The 18761-nt window shown below is 67.5% G+C and carries 15 protein-coding genes and 2 pseudogenes; 7 read left to right on the plus strand and 10 right to left on the minus strand.

The genetic code is table 11. From position 1 onward, the window contains the following. The first annotated feature begins 247 nt into the window (after window positions 1–247). Entirely contained in the window at window positions 248–1888 is a 1641-nt protein-coding gene (locus ACZ69Q_RS34450) for a GMC oxidoreductase (RefSeq protein WP_471049730.1), read from the plus strand. An 87-nt stretch (window positions 1889–1975) separates the two neighbouring features. On the opposite strand, the gene ACZ69Q_RS34455 is transcribed toward ACZ69Q_RS34450, so the two are convergent. Next, window positions 1976–2464, minus strand: coding sequence for a carboxymuconolactone decarboxylase family protein (locus tag ACZ69Q_RS34455; protein ID WP_471049733.1), 489 nt, complete (start codon window positions 2462–2464; stop codon window positions 1976–1978). A 2-nt stretch (window positions 2465–2466) separates the two neighbouring features. Beyond that, complete coding sequence (locus ACZ69Q_RS34460) at window positions 2467–3543, minus strand: NAD(P)H-dependent amine dehydrogenase family protein (protein WP_471049735.1); 1077 nt, start codon at window positions 3541–3543, stop codon at window positions 2467–2469. 386 nt (window positions 3544–3929) lie between these two features. Here ACZ69Q_RS34460 and ACZ69Q_RS34465 point away from each other — a divergent pair. Both ACZ69Q_RS34465 and ACZ69Q_RS34470 read left to right on the plus strand, forming a co-directional pair. Continuing rightward, window positions 3930–5123: pseudogene (locus ACZ69Q_RS34465) on the plus strand (pectate lyase family protein); the annotation flags it as partial. A gap of 285 nt (window positions 5124–5408) precedes the next feature. Continuing rightward, window positions 5409–6638 (plus strand): MFS transporter, encoded by a 1230-nt coding sequence (locus tag ACZ69Q_RS34470; RefSeq protein ID WP_471049738.1) that lies wholly within the window; start codon window positions 5409–5411, stop codon window positions 6636–6638. A gap of 89 nt (window positions 6639–6727) precedes the next feature. On the opposite strand, the gene ACZ69Q_RS34475 is transcribed toward ACZ69Q_RS34470, so the two are convergent. Further along, complete coding sequence (locus ACZ69Q_RS34475) at window positions 6728–7711, minus strand: glycoside hydrolase family 5 protein (protein ID WP_471050271.1); 984 nt, start codon at window positions 7709–7711, stop codon at window positions 6728–6730. Window positions 7712–8071: 360 nt separating this feature from the next. Between ACZ69Q_RS34475 and ACZ69Q_RS34480 the strand changes: the two genes are divergently transcribed. Beyond that, on the plus strand, window positions 8072–8587 hold the full coding sequence (locus ACZ69Q_RS34480) for a hypothetical protein (RefSeq protein ID WP_471049740.1): 516 nt from the start codon (window positions 8072–8074) through the stop codon (window positions 8585–8587). A 48-nt stretch (window positions 8588–8635) separates the two neighbouring features. Here ACZ69Q_RS34480 and ACZ69Q_RS34485 read toward each other — a convergent pair whose 3' ends face one another. The 3 genes from ACZ69Q_RS34485 to ACZ69Q_RS34495 all read right to left on the minus strand — a co-directional run bounded on the left by ACZ69Q_RS34485 (window position 8636) and on the right by ACZ69Q_RS34495 (window position 12816). After that, entirely contained in the window at window positions 8636–9067 is a 432-nt protein-coding gene (locus ACZ69Q_RS34485; protein WP_471049742.1) for a glycoside hydrolase family 76 protein, read from the minus strand. Between the two features lie 96 nt (window positions 9068–9163). Continuing rightward, window positions 9164–10687, minus strand: a complete 1524-nt coding sequence (locus ACZ69Q_RS34490; RefSeq protein WP_471049745.1) for a glycoside hydrolase family 76 protein — start codon at window positions 10685–10687, stop codon at window positions 9164–9166. A 227-nt stretch (window positions 10688–10914) separates the two neighbouring features. After that, window positions 10915–12816: a Na+/H+ antiporter NhaA gene (locus tag ACZ69Q_RS34495; protein WP_471049747.1), complete on the minus strand. Its 1902-nt coding sequence runs from the start codon at window positions 12814–12816 to the stop codon at window positions 10915–10917. Window positions 12817–13474: 658 nt separating this feature from the next. On the opposite strand from ACZ69Q_RS34495, the gene ACZ69Q_RS34500 reads away from it, so the two are divergent. Then, window positions 13475–13972, plus strand: a complete 498-nt coding sequence (locus ACZ69Q_RS34500; protein WP_471049749.1) for a DUF1877 family protein — start codon at window positions 13475–13477, stop codon at window positions 13970–13972. Window positions 13973–13990: 18 nt separating this feature from the next. Here ACZ69Q_RS34500 and ACZ69Q_RS34505 read toward each other — a convergent pair. Continuing rightward, window positions 13991–14864: pseudogene (locus ACZ69Q_RS34505) on the minus strand (IS5 family transposase). A 44-nt stretch (window positions 14865–14908) separates the two neighbouring features. After that, entirely contained in the window at window positions 14909–15508 is a 600-nt protein-coding gene (locus tag ACZ69Q_RS34510; protein ID WP_471049752.1) for a hypothetical protein, read from the minus strand. Between the two features lie 403 nt (window positions 15509–15911). Between ACZ69Q_RS34510 and ACZ69Q_RS34515 the strand changes: the two genes are divergently transcribed. Next, a complete protein-coding gene (locus ACZ69Q_RS34515; protein ID WP_471049754.1) occupies window positions 15912–16586 on the plus strand; it encodes a DUF4232 domain-containing protein in 675 nt (224 codons plus the stop codon). Between the two features lie 249 nt (window positions 16587–16835). On the opposite strand, the gene ACZ69Q_RS34520 is transcribed toward ACZ69Q_RS34515, so the two are convergent. Both ACZ69Q_RS34520 and ACZ69Q_RS34525 read right to left on the minus strand, forming a co-directional pair. Next, the gene (locus ACZ69Q_RS34520) at window positions 16836–17705 is read right to left on the minus strand and encodes a class I SAM-dependent methyltransferase (protein ID WP_471049755.1); all 870 of its coding nucleotides are present in this window, start codon (window positions 17703–17705) and stop codon (window positions 16836–16838) included. Between the two features lie 115 nt (window positions 17706–17820). After that, entirely contained in the window at window positions 17821–18414 is a 594-nt protein-coding gene (locus ACZ69Q_RS34525; RefSeq protein WP_471049758.1) for a helix-turn-helix domain-containing protein, read from the minus strand. 101 nt (window positions 18415–18515) lie between these two features. On the opposite strand from ACZ69Q_RS34525, the gene ACZ69Q_RS34530 reads away from it, so the two are divergent. After that, entirely contained in the window at window positions 18516–18710 is a 195-nt protein-coding gene (locus ACZ69Q_RS34530; RefSeq protein ID WP_471049761.1) for a hypothetical protein, read from the plus strand. Window positions 18711–18761 lie beyond the last annotated feature (51 nt).

Below are 18761 nucleotides of genomic sequence, written 5' to 3' on the forward strand. Positions count from 1 at the left end.
CAGAGCCAAGCCAGGCAGGGTGCGCGCTCGCGCACAGCGGTCGCCGCATCGCTCCACGCCGAAGATCCCGCATTCCTTCGCATGGTTCACGGGTTTGAATTGATGCCAAAGAGGCGGGTGAGTCATCGAGACATTCCTGATACGGGGAGTCCGAGGGTAGGGCTCAAGTTACCCGCAGGTTTCTCGTGACTTGTTTCACGCTTCTTAGTAGAACTCATTTCCATTGTGTAAAAGGAAGGGGATCTACGTGGACTCCAGACAGCCCAGCAGGCAGGAAGGAAAAGGCCTTTCCCGTCGCCGTTTCATTGGTAGAACTGGTTCTATTTTAGGCGCCGCCGCACTGGGCGCAATCGACCTTCCGGACGCGGCGGCGCTCCCGCAACGGGCAGGGCTGATCGAACCCGGCGCACAGGTCACCGCACTCGTCATAGGAACCGGGTACGGAGGTTCCGTCACCGCGCTACGGCTCGCCCAGGCCGGTGTCGACGTCCACATGGTGGAAATGGGCATGGCCTGGGACACTCCGGGAACGGACGGCAAGGTCTTCGCCAACACCACGAGCCCCGACTACCGGTCCTTCTGGCTTCGCACCCGGACCAAGCAGCCCCTGAGCAACTTCCTGGGCTTCCCGCTCGACCGGGACGTGCCGCGGTACACGGGCATCCTGGACGCCGAGGAGATGGGCGGCATCGTGGTGTACCAGGGGCGGGGAGTCGGGGGCGGTTCCCTCGTCAACGGCGGCATGGCAGTGACACCCGAGCGAAGCCGCTTCCCCGGAGTGCTTCCGTCGGTCGACGCCGACGAGATGTACGACGTTTACTACCCGCGGGCGAACAGCACCCTCGGCGTCGCCACCATCGACCCGGCCTGGTTCGAGACGACGGAGGCCTACAAGTACGCACGCGTCGGCCGCAAACACGCCCAACGCTCCGGTTTCCGCTTCATGTTCGTCCCCAACGTCTACGACTGGGACTACATGAAGCAGGAGGCCACGGGAGCGGTGACCAAGTCGGCCCTGGCCGGCGAGATCCTGTACGGCAACAACCACGGCAAGAAGTCCCTGCCGAAGACCTATCTCGCGCAGGCCCGCGCGACCGGCCGGGTCACCATCTCACCACTGCACAGGGTCACCTCGGTGACACCTGCCGGCGGCGGCTACTCCGTGACCATCGAGCAACTCGACACGAGCGGAGCCGTCACCACCACCAAGACCGTAAGCGCGCAACGGGTGTTCTTCGCCGCAGGCAGCGTCGGCACCAGCAAGCTTCTGGTCCGTCTGAAGGCGACGGGCGCGCTACCCGGCCTCAACAACGAGGTCGGCAACGGATGGGGAGAGAACGGCAACGTCATGTGCGGCCGGGCCAACCACCTGTGGGACCCGACCGGATCGCTCCAGTCGTCGATCCCGACGGCGGGCATCGACAACTGGGCGGCGGGCGGCGCGTTCGCCGAGGTGGCGCCGCTGCCCACCGGCATCGAGACCTGGGCGTCGTTCTACCTGTCCATCACCAAGAATCCGCACCGCGGCCGGTTCACCTGGAACGCGACGACGGGAAAGGTCGAACTGGACTGGCAGACCGCGTGGAAACAACCGTCGATCGACATGGCGAAAACGATCTTCGACAAGATCAACGCCACTGAGGGAACCATCTACCGCACGGACCTGTTCGGCACCTACAAGATCTGGGGCGACCACCTCACGTACCACCCGCTCGGTGGAGCCGTCCTCGACAAGGCGACTGACAACTACGGTCGCCTGCACGGCCATCCGGGCCTGTACGTGATGGACGGTGCCCTGATTCCCGGCAACGTCAGTGTCAATCCGTTCGTCACCATCACCGCGCTCGCCGAGCGCAACATCGAGAAGATCATCACCGAGGACTTCTGACCACTGCCGCGCGCCCGTCGGTGCGCCGAGCGGACAACTGTGGGCCGTGGCCGATGTGCCCCGGCCCGCAGCTCTAGGCGCGCCTCTTCAGGAAGCCTGTGGCGTCGGCAGCACACAGACGCTGTCGAGCCCCAGCACATGATTGAGCCGGCCGAAGGCCAGCCAGGAGCCGATGCTCATGCTCAGCTCCACGATCTCCGCCTGGCTGTAATGCGCCTGCATCCGCTTCCAGAACTCGTCGTCCAGGTTGTGATGGTCGAGCGCATAGCGCTCCGCGTACTCGGCGGCGAGCCGTGTCCGTACGTCGAAGGAATCCGTCGTACGCCACTGAGTGACCGCCTCCAGGAACCCCTCGTCGACCTTCTCTCCGTCGCGTTCGGTGCGCCAGTCCAGGCAGAACAGGCATCCGTTGATCTGCGCTATGCGCAGGCGGGCCGCCTCGAACTCGCGCAGTCCGAGGGTCGTGTACTGATAGACGGCCAGGGAGAAGGCGCTGGCTGCGTGGCCGATCTCGGGCACCAGGTCGCCCCAGACGAACGGGATGGGCTCGGCGCCCTCAGGGATGTCGATCTGCATGATCACTTCTTTCCCAGTCTGCCCACCGCGGGGCGCAGCGGGACGTCGAGTGCGTCGTAGAGACCCGGTCCGGCCTCGACGAGCCAGTCGATGGCGTTCACCAGACGGCCGGCCGCCGTCGCGTTGCCGCCGGCAGCTCTGTTCTCTCCTTCGTCCGTGGCCTCGACTGTTACCTCTATGCGGGGTCGCCCTTCGATGATCACGCGGTGCGCGCCCGCTCCGCCGTCCGGCGGCGCAGGCCAGTCCGGGGCGCAGGTGGCGTGAATGCGGGTGATGTGCTCGACGACGATGCGGGGTTCGCCGGCCACCACGCCCTGCACCTCGAGCCGCACCGCTCCCTGGGTGCCGGCCGCGAACTCGCCCATCGTGTCGGTGACGACGGACGTCTCCAGGGGACGGCGCTCCAAGGTCTCCTCGATGGCGTCCAGTTCGACGCCCAGGGCCCGTGCCATCATCCGTAGCTGTCCGCCCCAGATCATCGTCGGAATACCCTCGGCGAGCATCAGCGGCTGGTAGTCCAGCGGATGCCCCATGCCGATCAGGTCGCGAACGGCTTCCTCCTGGTCGTACGTCGAGTAGTCGAAGATCTCCTGACACCGGACGGCGTCGATGTCGGACCCCAGCCCGCTGACCAGCAGGGGGAGCACGTCGTTGGCCCAACCGGGGTCCACGCCCGACACGAACAGCGAGCCGCCCCCGGCCTGCGCGGCCTCGGCCAGCACGTCGCGGATTTCGTCGGGGGCGTTCGTGCAGTCGTACATGCCGTACACGGAAGGTGTGACGACCACCGCGCCGGCGCGCAGCGCGCGGCCGATGTCCTCGATCGCGCCGTCCGGGCGGACGTCACCGGAAGCCGCGTACACGACCGCGCGAGGGCCCGCGGACAGAACGGCCTCCACATTGTCCGTCGCCGCCACCCCTAGACGCCGTCCGAGATCGCCGAGTTCGCCCGCATCCTTGCCGACCTTGGCGGGACTCGACACCAGCACGGCCAAAAGGCTGAGCATCGGATGCGCCGCGACAGCCCGGATGGCCGCGCGCCCGACGTTGCCTGTGCCCCAAACCACCGTGGGAATCATGGGCGGAGGGTAACGATGCACCCCAAAACTTCCCATAGCCGTGCACGAGGAATGCCCGACCAGTAATGGCGATGCTGCGTTCGTGTTCAGGTACTTGATAGTCATTCATCAACCAAGCCAGCCCATCCGGCTTCAGTCTGGCTGTGAGCCTTGGTGCACCTGGTCAAGCCGATCCAGGGCGCGAACCTCTCTCTGTTCATTCGAGAATGTGAACCAAGTCTCGCCGACAGTCTTGTCGGTTGGCTGAACGAGTCCTATGGTCTCCACCCGGAAAGCGCTTTCTCCATCGTCATGCGCCACCAGCCCCGCATGCCATGAGCCAGGGGCTGTCGCACACCCACGCGTCACCACATCCACGGTGTACCTCGGTGAACTCAGGAGACGAGATGAGAAGACCTGTCGCACTGCGCATTTCCGCGGCCGCGGCCGCGATGACCCTGGCGTCCGCGGCCGGCGTGGCCCTGTCGATGTCGGACGCCTCGGCCGCGACCGGCGGTGCCACCGGCTACGCGACCCAGAACGGCGGGACCACGGGTGGAGCCGGCGGACAGACGGTCCGCGCGACCACGGGTACGCAGATCCACGCGGCCCTCTGTGGCCGGGCCGCCAGCAGCACGCCGATCGTCATCGAGGTCGAGGGGACCATCAACCACGCCAACACCTCGAAGGTGTCCGGAGAGAGCTGCAACACTGCCGCCGGTGTCATCGAACTGAAGGAGATCAGCAACGTCACGCTCGTCGGCGTCGGCAGTGGTGCCGTCTTCGACCAACTCGGCATCCACATACGCGAGTCGAGCAACATCATCATCCAGAACGTGACCGTCCGGAACGTGAAGAAGTCTGGCTCACCCACGTCCAACGGCGGTGACGCGATCGGCATGGAGAGCGACGTCCGCAACGTCTGGGTCGACCACGCCACGCTCGAGGCGTCGGGCGGCGAGTCGGAGGGCTACGACGGCCTGTTCGACATGAAGGACAACACGCAGTACGTGACGCTGTCGTACAGCATTCTCCGCAACTCCGGCCGGGGCGGCCTGATCGGCTCCAGCGAGAGCGATCTGTCCAACGGGTACGTCACCTTCCACCACAACCGCTACGAGAACATCGACTCCCGTGCCCCACTCCTGCGCGGCGGCACAGCCCACGCCTACAACAACCACTACGTGAGCCTGAACGAGTCCGGCATCAACTCGCGGGCCGGTGCCAAGGCGAAGGTGGACAACAACTACTTCGAGGACTCCAAGGACGTCCTCGGAACCTTCTACACGGACCAGCGCGGCTATTGGCAGGTCAGCGGCAACGTCTTCGACAACGTCACCTGGTCCACCCCCGGAACCGACAACTACCCTGCGGGTCCGAATCCGCAGTCCAACACCACGGTGAGCATCCCCTATCCGTACGCGCTCGACGCCGCCGCGTGTGTCCCCGACGTCGTGAAACGGACGGCGGGCGCGGGCACCGGTCTCCAGGTGTCCGACGGCAATTGCTCGGCGTAGACGCCGAGGTCCAGTCCGAAGACTCCGCCCACCACTCCCACCCCCGACCCGACGCAGCCCAGCGGCACGAACCTCAGCATCGGTGGCAGCGTGATCAGGAGAGCCCGAGCATGGCACGTGCATACCCCCTCACCGGCTCCGTGACCAGCCGCAGTCCACCGAGGCGGCATGACGTAGATCACGCGAGGACGGGGCCTGATCTTGGAATGCGCGGCTTCCCGTCGCTGCTGCACTGTTGACGGGCTCGCCCTGTGTGAGGGTGCGATGGGCAACGGTGCTCGACGCGGCCGGCCGAGGTGGGTGCCCCCATCTCGGCCTTCTCTGCTCCCTCGTCCCCGCGCCACTGTCTTCGAAAGGTTCTCCCGCACCATGCCTCTGGCTCTGTTGGCCCTGGCTGTCGTCGCCTTCGGCATCGGCACGACCGAGTTCGCCACGATGGGGCTGCTGCCCCAGATCGCCGACGGGATCGGGGTCTCGGTGCCCCATGCCGGCAACCTCGTGTCGGCCTACGCGCTCGGTGTCGTCGTCGGTGCCCCCGTGCTGACCGGCATCGGTGCACGCGTACCGCACAAGCGGCTGCTGTTGCTGCTGTCGGGACTGTTCGTGGTCGGCAACATCGCCTCGGCGCTCGCCCCGAACTTCGGCCTGCTGTTCGCCGCGCGCTTCCTGGCGGGGCTGCCGCACGGCGCGCTGTTCGGCGTCGGCGCCGTCGTCGCCTCGCGGCTGGTCGCCCCTGATCGGGCTGCGCGCGCCGTGTCGAAGATGTTCCTCGGCCTGACGGTCGCGAACATCATCGGCGTCCCGGCCGGCACCGCGCTCGGCCAGCAGCTCGGCTGGCGGTCCGCCTACGGCGCCGTCGCCGTCATCGGGCTCGTCGCGCTCGCCGCACTGGCCGCGTTCGTTCCGCACCAGCCACGAGGTCAGCAGGCCGGCATCCGGCACGAGGTGCGGGCCATGCGCAACCGGCAGGTCGTGATCGGCCTGGCCACGGCGGTGGTCGGGTTCGGGGGCTTCTTCGCCGTCTACAGCTACCTCGTGCCGATGCTGACACACCTGACCGGCATCTCCGACACCTCGACCACCCTGGTCCTCGCGCTGTACGGCGTAGGCATGACGGCCGGCACGCTGCTCGCCGGCCCCCTCACCGACCGCGCCCTGCGCCCGACCCTGTACGCGGGGCTCGCCCTGCTCGCGGCCGGGCTGGTGACGTTCTACTTCACCGTCCACAGCACCGTCGCCGCCCTGATCACGATCACCTTCATCGGTGCGATGGGTGCCCTCATCACCACCCCCGTCCAGATGCTGCTGATGGCGAAGGCCAAGAACGCTCCGACGATGGCCGCGGCCTCCAATCACTCCGCCTTCAACCTGGCCAACGCGGGCGGCGCCTGGCTCGGCGGCCTGGCCATCTCCGCCGGCTGGGGCTGGGCCTCACCGAACCTCGTCGGCGCTGCCCTCGCCGTGGCAGGCCTCGGCCTGGCCTTCACAGGCGGCCTCATGGACCGGGGCGGCCGGCGCTCCGATAGCTCCGAAGTGATCACATCGTCCGCTGCGGAAAACCGGGCGGAGGCGGCACCCGCCACCTCGGCCCAGGGGTGACCCGGCCTGCGACATCGCTCCGCAAGGTGAGGTGGCCTGTGTGAGACACACAGGCCACCGGTTCGATCATGCTTATTCACGCTCGTCCATTACCAGTTGTCCTGCGACCTGATGCGCTCGCGAATCCAGACGCCTGCGGGCTTCAGCGGCGAGGTGCTGGTCCAGGGGCCGGACCTGTCGCACGTTCCGGTCTTGAAGACAGCTCCGGAACGGTTGTCGTCGGAGAAGTTCCAGTTCGTCCAACTGATCTTCTTGGCGGCCATGAGGTCCAGGTAGCGCTGCGACATGGCGAAGTCGTTACTGCCCTCGCCGGCGTAGTTCTGGGTGCCGAACTCGGTGACGAACACCGGGAGCTTGTCGGCGGCACGGGACAGGGTCGCCAGGTACTCGTCGCGGTGCGAGTACGCGTAGAAGTGGAAGGTGTACATGATGTTGGACGCCCTGACCGGGCTGTTCACCACCTCCGATTCGTCGGCGCCCTCGGAAACACCGAACGAGGACCACGCCCGGGTTCCGACCAGCACGGGAGCGTCGGAGTCGATGTTGCGGATCGTCGGGATGATCTGCTCCGCGTAGCTCCTGATCCGCGACCAGCTCACGCCGCTGGGCTCGTTCGCGATCTCGTAGAGGACGTTGTTCTTGTCCTTGTTGCGGTTGGCGATGTCGGTGAAGAACTGCCGGGCCTTGCTCAGGTTCGTGTTGGGGTCGCCGGGGGTGAGCATGTGCCAGTCGACGATCACGTACATGCCGCGGTCGGTCGCCTGCTGGATGAGGGAATTCGCGAGGTTGGTGAAGTGCTGGGGGTTCGTCTCGTAGCCGCCCTCCTGTACGTAGGTCGAGACGCGCAGGACGTCGGCGTTCCAGTCGCCGGCCAGGGCGTCGAGCGAACCGCCGGTCAGGCAGTGCGGGTACCACTGGGTGCCGTGGGTGCTCATGCCGCGTAACTGGATGGGGTTCCCGCGGCTGTTGCACAGCTTGGTGCCGCAGACCTTGAGCTGGCCGTTGACGGAGACCGGCGAGGCGGCCGCGGCATGCTGATCGGCGTCGGCCGCTTGGGCGGAGCCGGTCGGGATGAGGCAGAGGAGCAGCAACAGGATGGTGCCGAGCGCGGCGCCCAGCGCACCTTGCCGTAACGACAAATGAGATGCCCTCATATGAACCTCGTTCACGTGAGTGATTGATAGGAAACTTTCCTAATGGAGGAAAGCAGAGCCTTCCGAGGCCTTCAAGGGTCCTGTCGCCGTCCACTTTCGCTGCGGCATTCACAGAGGACGGTTCGCCTATATGAATCGAATGTGTCTCGGAGTCGGAGCGAGCCCAGGTGTTCCGCTTTGCCCTCTGGCCAACGCGCGTAGATCGCAGGCACGATGCTTCCTGCACCACCTGCACAGCCGCCCCACAAGAACCGTGGCCCACCGCAGGAAGGTCCCCAGATGAAGGTCACGAAGGCCTTGAAGCTCCGCTCGGTCCTGACCGCTCTCGCCCTCGTCGTCGCCCCCAGCGCCGTCGTCATCGGCACCGCCGGCGACGCGTTCGCCGTCACCAAGATCAGTCACACAACTGCGACCTCGATGTTCCAGCAGGTCGGCATCACCTGGTCGTCGTCCGGGAACTGCTCCAACCGCAACAACTCCACGTGTACGTCCTTCGACCAGCTCAACCTGGCCACCGCCCAAGGCGCACAGACCCTCAAGCGCGCCAGCGGCTGCGCCCTGAACATCACCGCCGGCACCGAGACCGGGCACGCGTCCGGCACGTACTCGCACTGGAACGGCTACAAGCTCGATTTCAGCAAGTACACCTGCGTCGGGAACTACATCAAGAGCAACTTCACCTACATCGGCCTGCGCGGCGACGGGGCTCCCCAGTGGCGTTCCGGCTCGGGCAACATCTACGCCGATGAGGGCAACCATTGGGACGTGCTGTACTACAACTGCGGTGGCTGCTGAACGCCGCCTACTTGAGTTCCGGGTGGGCCTACGGTCGCTCCGCAGCCGTCAAGGCCGCCAAAGCGCTGGCCTGGGTGCGCCAGTCCGAGGGTTGGGACTGGCGCCGGACCAGCGCTGGCCAAGGCGGTTCAGGGAGTCCCGGTCGTTGGCCCAGATCGAATCGGCCTGCCTATCGGCGTACATCCGGTAGGCGGCCGATCCGGCGGCATCCGCCAGATCCGCCAGGTGACGCATGAAGATCCCCTTGAACTGCTTCTGGTTGTCGTCGCAGGAGTTCGTCGCGATGTCGCACGACTCGGTCAGAATGCCGTCGCGGGTGAGCGCCGGCGAGGAGATCGCGGCATCGGCCAGGCGCCTGGCGGTGTCCAGGTAGCGGCTGTTCCCGGTGTGTCGCCACAGTTGAGTGAAGGCGCCGATGGCCACCGGCGCCGCGTGGGCGGTGGTGGGCAGTGCGACCAGTCCGGCCAGGGCGAGTGCCAAGACCAGGACGCCGGCCCAGGTGCGATGTCTCCGTGCCGGCATGACGACTTACCAGCCCTTTCTCCGTCACTCCGTGGGGCGCTGTGAACACTCCTGTCACGGCGCTGCGTTGAGCAGGTCGAGGGCACTGTGCTGCCGTGCCGCGTCCACCTTGTCGATCGGGCCCGACCAGCGCAGTCCGTACTGATCGAGGGCATTGCGGTCGCTGGCGTGGGCACGGCTTGCCTGGCGTTGCAGATACGCGGTGTAGGGATGGTCCGGCAGCGCGGCGTTGAGTTTGCCCAGACCGCGCACGTGCGCGCCCTTGAAGGACGCCCCGTCGGCGCCGCAGTCGCCGCCTTCGCACGGGTCGCGCAGGATGCCCTCGGTGGTGTGAAGGGAGGACGTCGTGGTCGCGGCGTCGGCGATCTGCCGTGCGCGGGTGAGCAGTTCACCGTCCCCCGTGGCGCGGTGCAGCTCGGTGAGGGCGCCGAGCAAGACCCCTTGGTTGTACGACCAGACCGGCTGGCCGTTGTTGCGGCAAGTGGCCAGGTCGATACCGTCGTTGACCAGATTCGAGCCGTTGATCATTGCGGTGCCCTGGAACCAGGACCAACCGGCACGGGCCCGCTCCCGATACGTCGTGTCGCCCGGAATCCGGTTGTGCAGGGCCGCGTTGAGCTGGATGTAGAGGGAGTTGGCGATGGCGTTCTTGTAGGTCTTCGCCGTGCTCCACCACACTCCGCCGCCGCAGGTGCTGTCCCAGTACGCCGCCATGTGGTCGGCGTCGGTGCGGGCGGTGTCGAGGTAGCGCCTGTCACCGGTCAGGTCGTACGCGGCGACCCAGGCGAGCCCCCACCATCCGGTGTCGTCGATGTAGTCGTTGCGGAACTGCCCGTCCTGCGCGTTCAGGTTCAGGTCGTAGGTGCGGGAGATCGCGTACGAGTAACTGCCCATTCCCGACACCCGGATGTTGTCGATGACCGAGGTGAGGGCATTGGCGGAGTTCCACCAGCCGGTGGTGTCGAACAGGCCGGTCGAGTAGTCGTAGAAGGTCATCAGCCCGGTGGCCGCCGCGGTGCGTCGGTCGCCCGAGTTCCAGGTGGTGCGGGCCCACGATGTACAGGCGATCTCGACGCGGTCGCCCGCTTTGCCGCAGGCGCGCAGGGCGCCGACGCCGTGGTTGTTCCAGTCGTCCACGTTGTACATGAGCGTGCGCCAGCCCCGCTGACCTGAGGAAACGGTGGTGCTGCCGAGCTTGCTTCCCGAACTCCAGGTGCGCCCGCCGTCGAAGGAGCGGTCGAGCCACACCTCGTCGCCCGGGCTGCCGTTGGCGATGGACGCCCAGCCCATCGCGTCGGCGTCGTCGAAGTGAAGCACGATCGATCGACCGTGAAGGCTGGTCGTCACCGGGATGCGGCCGCCGGGGGACAGGGCGGGATCACGGGCGTCGCAGTACTTGTTGCAGATGGTGGCCGATGCCGTGGTGGCGGTGGTGGCGGTGGTGGCGGTGGTGGTGGCAGTGCCGGCGGCGGACGCCGACGGCGAGGCGATGCCCGCGAGCAGCGCGAGGGCGGTCGCTGCGGCCGACCGTCCGACGGTGCGGGGAATTGGTCTGAAAAGTCTTCGTACGGGAGTCATGGGGCCTCCCAGTCAGGGCAACGCCCCCTTGCTTCGCCGAGTGCGGCCTGAAGACGCCGGTGAAAGCGACAGTCCGGGGACCTGGTGTGAGTGAAAGAGAGCGCTCTCGGAAGGTAATGACGGGACGACGGGCCGTCAATGGTGCGGGGGATGCACGCGTTCCCCAACTGAAGGCGGCGCGTTGCGAGTTCGGCGGCCGGGTGGGGAGGGCCGTGGTGCAGGCCCGCTCATCTCGCCGGCTTGGACAGTCCGGCCTGCGCGGCCAACACTCGTTGCCGGGCTTGTTCGACTGCCTGCGTGAGGGCTGCGATGTCGTAGGCGCCCTGGTGGCGGCGTCCGTTGATGAAGAACGTCGGTGTGCCCGACACCCCGCTCAAGTCCGCGGAATCAACGTCCTCCGCGACGCGCAGCGCGCCCCGGCGCTGCTCCAGGTCGTCTCGGAACCGCGCCATGTCCAGACCGAGTTCCTGCGCGTACCGCAGCAGGTCCTCGACGCCGAGGGCGTCCTGCCGTGCGAAGAGCAGATCGTGCATCTCCCAGAACTTCCCCTGCCGCGCGGCCGCTTCCGACGCCTCCGCCGCCAGTTCCGCGTCGGGGTGCACATCCGACAGCGGCAGGTGCCGCCAGACGTAGCGGACGTCGTGCTCGTGACCCAGTAGTTCCCGCACGACCGGCTCGGCCTGCCCGCAATAAGGGCACTCGAAGTCGCCGTACTCGACCACTGTGACGGCCGCCTTCTCAGGGCCGCGGATCCGGTCGTGGCGGACGTCGACGGCCACCGCCAGATCCGTCAGCGTGTCGGTCGTGCCCAGCAGAGCGCGTGCCCTGCGGGCCTCCGGCAGCAGGCCGATGACGCCCGAGACGGCCCAGCTCAGCGCGAACGCAGCGACCAAGGTGGTGAGGACACCGATGCGTGCCTGATCCAGTTCCTCGCCCTCGAAGGCGTGGGACGCGATCAACAAGGAGACGGTGAAAGCCGCACCGGCGACGGCGCCACCCGCGGTGACCGAACCCCAACCCACGTTGGGGCGCAGGCGGCCGCCCGTCAGCACCCGCGCGCCCGCCATGGAACCCACGATCCCGATCACCTTGCCCGCCACGCAGCCGCACAGAATGCCCAGTGTGATGGGCGAGGTGAACGCTTCTTCCAGCTTGTCGCCACTCAGCTCGATGCCCGCGTTGGCCAGCGCGAACAGTGGCACGATGCCGTAGCTCACCCACGGCAGGAACTTCTGCTCCAGGCGCTCATTGGGGGAGATGGCCGCGGCAAGACCCTGTACCGCGGAGCGTTGCAACTCCGGGGTGGGCTGCTCGCGGAAGAGGCGGAACAATTGGCTCGCCCGCTCGAGGTCGCCTCGCGGGGCAGGGTAGGCGACGACGAGGGCTCCGACAGCCAGACCCGTCACCACGGGGTCGACCCCGGCCTCGTACAGCGCGACCCACACCGCCACGGACAGCACGGCGCAAGGGGCGCCTTTGCGGATGCCCGCCAACCGCAGCACAGCGATGATCAGCAGCCCGCCCAGCGCCACCAGCAGTGCCGGCACGTGAATGCCCTCGCTGTAGAAGACAGCGATGACCAGCAGCGCGAGCAGATCGTCGACCACGGAGATCGACAGCATGAAAGCGCGCAGGGACGCCGGCAGCCGTGAGCCGAGCACGGCCAGAATGCCCAGGGCAAAGGCGGTGTCGGTCGACATGGCCGTACCCCAGCCGTGCACTGAATCACGACCGGCGTTGATCGCGATGTAGATCGCCGCGGGTACGACCATGCTGCCGAGGCCGGCCGCAGCGCTGAGCATCACCCAGCGCCGGTCCCGCAGTTCCCCCATGTCGAACTCGCGACGCGCCTCCAGGCCGACGACGAAGAAGAACAGGCTCATCAGCCCGGCGTTGATCCACTCATGCAGGTCCAGTGAGAGATGGTGGGCGTCGAAGCCGATGGTGAAGTGCGCTCCCCACACCGCTTCGTATGAATGCGCGTCAACGTTGGCCCACAGCAGGGCCGCGGCCACGGCTGCCAGCAACAGAGCAGCGCTGCCCGTTTCGGCCTGCACGAACGTCCGCCAGCGCGCCCGGGTCTGGCTGGACAGCGTCTGACTCGCCTCGCTGGGGAAGTTGCCGCTCACATGGCCAATTATCGCCACCGGCCCTGTGGAGGCCCGCAGACAGTTGGACTCCGGCGCTGTTTACCCCTGAAGGCCCACCCGGACGGCAGATGACAATGCGGCGCCAAAGGTGCGCCGAGCATCTTGCCGGTGGCGAAGGTGGACGCGGGCGCGCCCTCGACACCGGTGAACGTCATGTTCCACACGCCGTTGGTCAGCTCGCGTCGACGGTGATGTCACCGTTGATCTGGATGTCGTCGGGGTTGAGGCCGAGGCCTGACACGGAGGTGTAGAAGCCCAGTTGGGCGTTGACGTCGTTGTAGGTGGCCGGTCGCTTGGTGCCGCTAAAGGGTGTTGCACAAGGGTCGGGAAGATCGGGCAGCAGCTCGCAAGCAAGATCAATGTGCGCTGCCAGTCGGCAGGAAACCGGACAAAGCGAAGAGTCTGGCAGGCTGGATCATGGCGGGAATCTAGCGGTCACGCCGTTGTGCAACACCCTTTAGGGCCTGTTGCGAAAGTTCCGTCGGATGGCCTGTCCGCAGCGGTCGATCTCGACGACAGACGACGCAGCGCCAGGCATTCCGCGTTAAGAGACGGGGCGTTTCGCCGTCAGTGCCGTCGAGTAGGTTCTGTCCGTTCGGCCCGACAGGCGGGCCGCCGAGCTGGGGGACTCGTCGCAGTGAGCATCCACCTACACTTTCGCGCCGTCGCGGAGTCCGAGATCCGGGACGACCACACCTGGCTTGCGGCGTTCATGTCCGAGGCTTGGGACAACCACCCCGACGAGTACGCAGCGGGTATCGCCGACTCGATCGACAAGGTCTGGAGCTCCGTCAATGACCTCTACGCCGCAGCCGATGTCCTCGATGCAGACACCGACAAGCCCTGGACGCTGCCGATTTACGGCGGCCGCCCCGTGCCACACAGTGCTGACGCCGACCCCTCCAACCCACCCCTGACGATTCTGGAGCCGCCTGGGGTGTCACAGGCCGCGAATTTCCTTGCGACTGTTTCTTTCGACGATTTGTGGAACGTTGCCGGTGCCAAGTTCAGTGGCCGCGGCTCGGACGAGGCGCAGGCCAGGCAGGAGTTCCTCGACCATCACAGGGACCTCCAAGGGTTCTACGGGCGGGCGGCTTCGGCAGGCCACGCAGTGGTCAAAGCGGTGTGGGCTTGATACGTGGTCACGTGCCGGTTACAGCCATTCGTTGATGGCTGCGACCAGCACGGTCGCTTCGTAACGAACGGCGAGTTTGTCGTACCGGGTGGCGACGGCACGGTGGCGCTTGAGTCGTTTGATCCCGCACTCGACAGCGTGCCGCTGCTTGTAGTCGTCCTTGTCGAACTTCGGCGGCCGACCGCCGCGCGAACCGCGCTTGAGCCGGTTGCGGACCCGGTCTGCCGGGATGGGAATCGTGGCCTTGATCCCACGTCCGCGCAGGTATGAGCGGTTGCTGCGGGAGTCGTACGCCTTGTCGGCCCGCACCCGGTCCGGGCGCTTGCGCGGCCTGCCGAGCCCCAGCCGGGGCACCCGGATCGCTTCCAGGACCGGCACGAACTGCGGTGAGTCGCTCGCTGCCCGGCCGTGATCACCACCGACAAGGGCTTCTGTCCCTGCTCGACGGCCAGGTGGATCTTGCTGGTCAGGCCGCCCCGGGAGCGTCCGAGACCGTGGTCGGCCGGCTCGACGAAGATCCCGCCGGGCGGTTCCTTCTGGAGATCCCCCTTTTCGCCGCCCCGGCGGCGTGCTGGTGGGCCCGACAGGCGGTGGAGTCGACGTTCACGGCCCAGGTGATCAGGCCCTTGGCGTCCGCCTCGGCCTGGAGCTGGGTGAGGATCCTTGCCCAGGTCCCGTCCCGCTGCCAGCGCCGGAACAGGTCGTACACCCGATCCCAAGGCCCGTAGCGCTCCGGCACATCCCGCCAGGGAGCACCGGTGCGGGTCCGCCACCGTATGCCGTCTATCAGATGCCTGCGCGTCCACACTTGCGGACGACCCGGCTTGATGCCCTGTGGCAGCAGCGGTTCAAGACGGGCCCACTGACCGTTCGTCAGATCTCCACGTCCCACAGCCCGTGATCATCAACGAACAAGATCTACTTTCGCAACAGGCCCTAGTCCTCGAGGAGGGCCGCTTCCTCGTCGGTGAGTCGGCCGAAGCAGGCGTCCTCTGTGGCCATGGCGGTGGACTGGCGCCAGGTCGACAGGGTGCTGTGCCGCGCGTTGAGGGTCCAGCCCCGCTTCTTGTAGGTGGCCATGAAGTACGTGCCGCCGTCCCCGACCGGCACCTCCTTGGCGGCCCCGGACTTCTTCCAGCCGCGTGCCACCAGCTCCGAGATGACGACATCCAACTGCTGTCGCGACTGGTCCGGGCCGGACGAGGACGAGGAGGCGTCCGCGCCGTCGTGCGACCAGGAGACCACGCAAGGGGACAGTCGCGCGGTGAGGGCGGCCAGCTTCCGCTCCTTCTCCGTCCCTCCCGGGCGGGGCGATGTGCCGGAGCCCGACTCCGTCAGCCCCGCGGGCGCTCCGGCTGCCGAGGCTGCCGCTTCCAGGTCGGCCCGCACGTCCTGCCGGCCGAAGGGAGTCGGCGAGGCGGTGGTCGGGGAGACCTCACCCGGGGCGGAGAGCGCGGCGCCGCCGCAACCGGTGACGAGAGCCGCCCCCGCGACGGCGGTCACGAGCCGTCGGGCCCTGGTCGGGGTGATACGCATGCGCTCTTCTTTCGGGGCCTGGTCACCGCGGGCGGCTGAACCGGTCCCGGGTTGGTTGTCGATATCGCGGACCCGGATCTTCGCACAGGGGCTCCCTGACCTGCGCAGGGAGGGGTTCGCTTGGGTGGGTGTGGTCGCCTGAGCCGCATGGTTGCGGCCCGGGATGGGCGTGGGATGAGCAGGCGCGCGTGGGCCGCGCCGCCGGGTACGCCGCGTCGCTGCCGAACGTCGACGCGGCGGTCGCGGCTCGGTCCGCCGGCCTCTGCCAGGGTCGTTGCGCTGCGGGCGCTGTCGCAGTGTCACAAGCGTGTTCGGAAACGGATCCCGCTCGGTGTGATCAGGCGGAAGCATCGTTCTCATGCGGCACGATCACCGGAACGTTCCGACTCTCGGGGGATTTCTCATGGCTTACGCAACTCGTCCACGCCGTACCACCGTGGTGCTGGCCGCTGTCTCGCTCGGCATCATGGCACTGACGGCATGCAACGGAGATGGCGAGAAGGACACGGCCGCTCCGAGCGTGGCGGCGACCCCGTCCGCTGCGGGTGGCGGCAAGGGATCCGGCGCGCCCTCGACGGCCGGCCCGGGCGATGGCGGCAAGGCCGACGGTGACTCCGCCGACAGCGGTGGCAGCACCCCACAGGCGTCGGAGCCCGCGGCAGGCGACGGCCAGGACGGAGGCGTGGGCATGTGCGAGACGGCCGACTTGAGCTACAACGTCACCGTCGCGTCCAAGCCCGTCAACCACGCCTTGCTGACGGCGACGAACAAGGGCAGCGCCTCCTGTCTGCTGCCGGCGAACGAGCTGGTGATCACGATTCCGGGCCTGGACGGGGCCGCCGAGCACGCGGGACCGGAGGGCAAGGACTGGATCCTGAAGTCCGGCGAGACCGCCTACGCCGGGATCATGTTCTCGCGCGCCGACACCGCGGGCGGCAAGAGTGCCGACAAGGTGGAGATTGCGCTGACGCCCTCCGAGAGCCCCTCGACGGTTCCGATCAACGACGGCCCCGTCACGGTGAACGACGGCCAGGTCACCAGCTTCTTCGGCACCGCTGAGGACGCACTCACCTACTGATCGCCCTTGGGACAGAGTTCGTCACGGCTCGTGAGGGAACCGACCACTCGCAGCCTTGGAGGCGCTTCAGCGGGAGGTGGGGGAGGGGCGGGAGTTCGACCTGGAGGGATCGTCTGGATGGACGGTCCCTCCACGGCGGACCTCAGCCATGACGCCATCATCGAGACCGGAACCGACTCCTATCTGCCGGGGGTGAACGTGCCTGCGGCCACGCTGTGGCTTGCCGGCAGGCAATCGGGGTGCTCGGGATCAGGTGCGGCGTGCGGCCCACACGCGACGTTCGGTGCGTATCGCAAGGTCGTCGCGGCGAAGGATGCTGTGCGGGCTTCCCGTGTCGAGGAGTTGGTCGAGCGCGGTGAGGTCCTCGGGTGAGAGCTCGGTGGCGGCGGCGTTGCGGATGCGTTGCAGGCCGCTGAGGGCGTAGCGGCCGATCGTCTCGCTGCGGGAGCCCTCGATGCTCACGGCGATGGTGCGTTCGCCCTCGACCGTGAAGCCGGCGGCGGTCAGCATCGGGCCCCAGTCGGCGCCACGGTGGGGCATGTGCTCGGCCTGGAAGCGGTCGGTCGCGGCATGGCAGCGCTCTTCCAGGCCGGGCCGGTCCTCGGGGGCGCTCTCGGGCAGGAATCGCGGGAAGCCGGCCAGCTCCACGACGGCGAACAGGCCGCCGGGCGCGAGCGCGTCGTGGACGTTGCGCAGTGCGCGATCGGGGTGGCCGATGTGGTGCATTGAGGCCGACGCCCACACCAGGTCCGGTGAGCCGAGGTCGGGCCAGGCGGAGTCGTCGAGGTCGGCGTGCACGGTGCGCACACGCTCCTCCAAACCGCGGGCGCATGCCTTGGCGTGCAGGTGCTGGAGGTATCCGGCGGATGTGTCGACCGCGGTGACATGCGCATCGGGGAAGCGGTCCAGGAGGGCGAAGGTGCCCGCGCCCGTGCCGCAGCCCAGATCCACGATCTGACGCGGGCCGGTCTTCAGCGGCAGCCAAGCGGTGATGGAGGCTGTGTGCTCGGCGAGGACCTCGGCGTCCAGGTCGAGGATCTCCGCCTGGCCGGCGACGTCGTGTTCCTGATGGCTGCGGTGCTGAGTGCCGTGGGGGGTGTGCGGGTGCGCTTGATTCATGCCTTCACGGTAGGACGGTCATGCGTCTGCGGCAGGACTGCTCCCGGTTTACGCAAGACGATGACCGGATGCGTTGCCCGACGCGCCAGATGTCACCGTCGCGCCGACCTCGCAATCACCCACCGATGCCCTGATCGCCGCTGTCGCCGGCCTCGCGCTGGTGACCGCGTCGCGCGTCGCGGTCGAAAATGCCCAGGATCTCGCACGGGCCGCCCTCGGCGCCGATCGCGTGCGGCATCATCGTGGGGAATTCGGCAGCCTGGTTGGTCTCGACGCGGAAGCGGCGGTGGCCGAGCATGAGGACCGCGGTGCCGGAGAGGACGACGAGCCATTCGCGTCCCGGGTGGGCACGCATGCGCGCCGGGTTGTCGGGTGGCGGTTCGGTCATGCGCTGGCGCACCACACTCATTCCGGGGTCACCCTTCACGGGCCAGCGCATCAGGCTGTGGGTGCTGTCGATCATCGGGCTGGTGACGACGTCGTCCGTCGCGGTCTCCACGAGCTGATCCAGCGTGGTGTCCAGGGCGCGGGCGAGAGTGACCAACTGATCCAGTGCGAGGCGGCGCTGGCCGTTCTCGATGCGGCTCAGTGAGGACTGGCTGAGGTGGGCTCGGGTGGCCAGTTCCTCAAGAGACCAGCCCTGTGCCACCCGTAGGGCGCGGATGCGTTTGCGTACGAGGCTGTCCAGCTCACCGTCTTCTTGCGCCATGAGCAAGATTGTATGCCCTCAATGCAAACCGTGCTTAGCGTCTTGTGGAGATGGTCCGGAGCGTTCGGGCCACGCACGAGGAAAGGACAGGAGGCCATGGTGTGACTGCCTCTGCGTACGCGATCGACGCACCGCCTGACGGGATCGTCGACGCACCGCCTTTCGGGATCGTCGACGCGGTGGTGACCCGGGTCGGTGCCCCCACCGTGGCCCCCTCCGACAGCAACGCCCTGCCGGGAGTCGCGGACACCGATGTGGCCCTCGCCGCAGCCCAGGGCGAGACAACCACCCCCTGACGGCCCCGCTCGGCACCGGCCTACCGCTCAACCACCCCGGCGATGCCTGCC

The sequence above is a fragment of the Streptomyces sp. NPDC036764 genome, assembly GCF_055609385.1.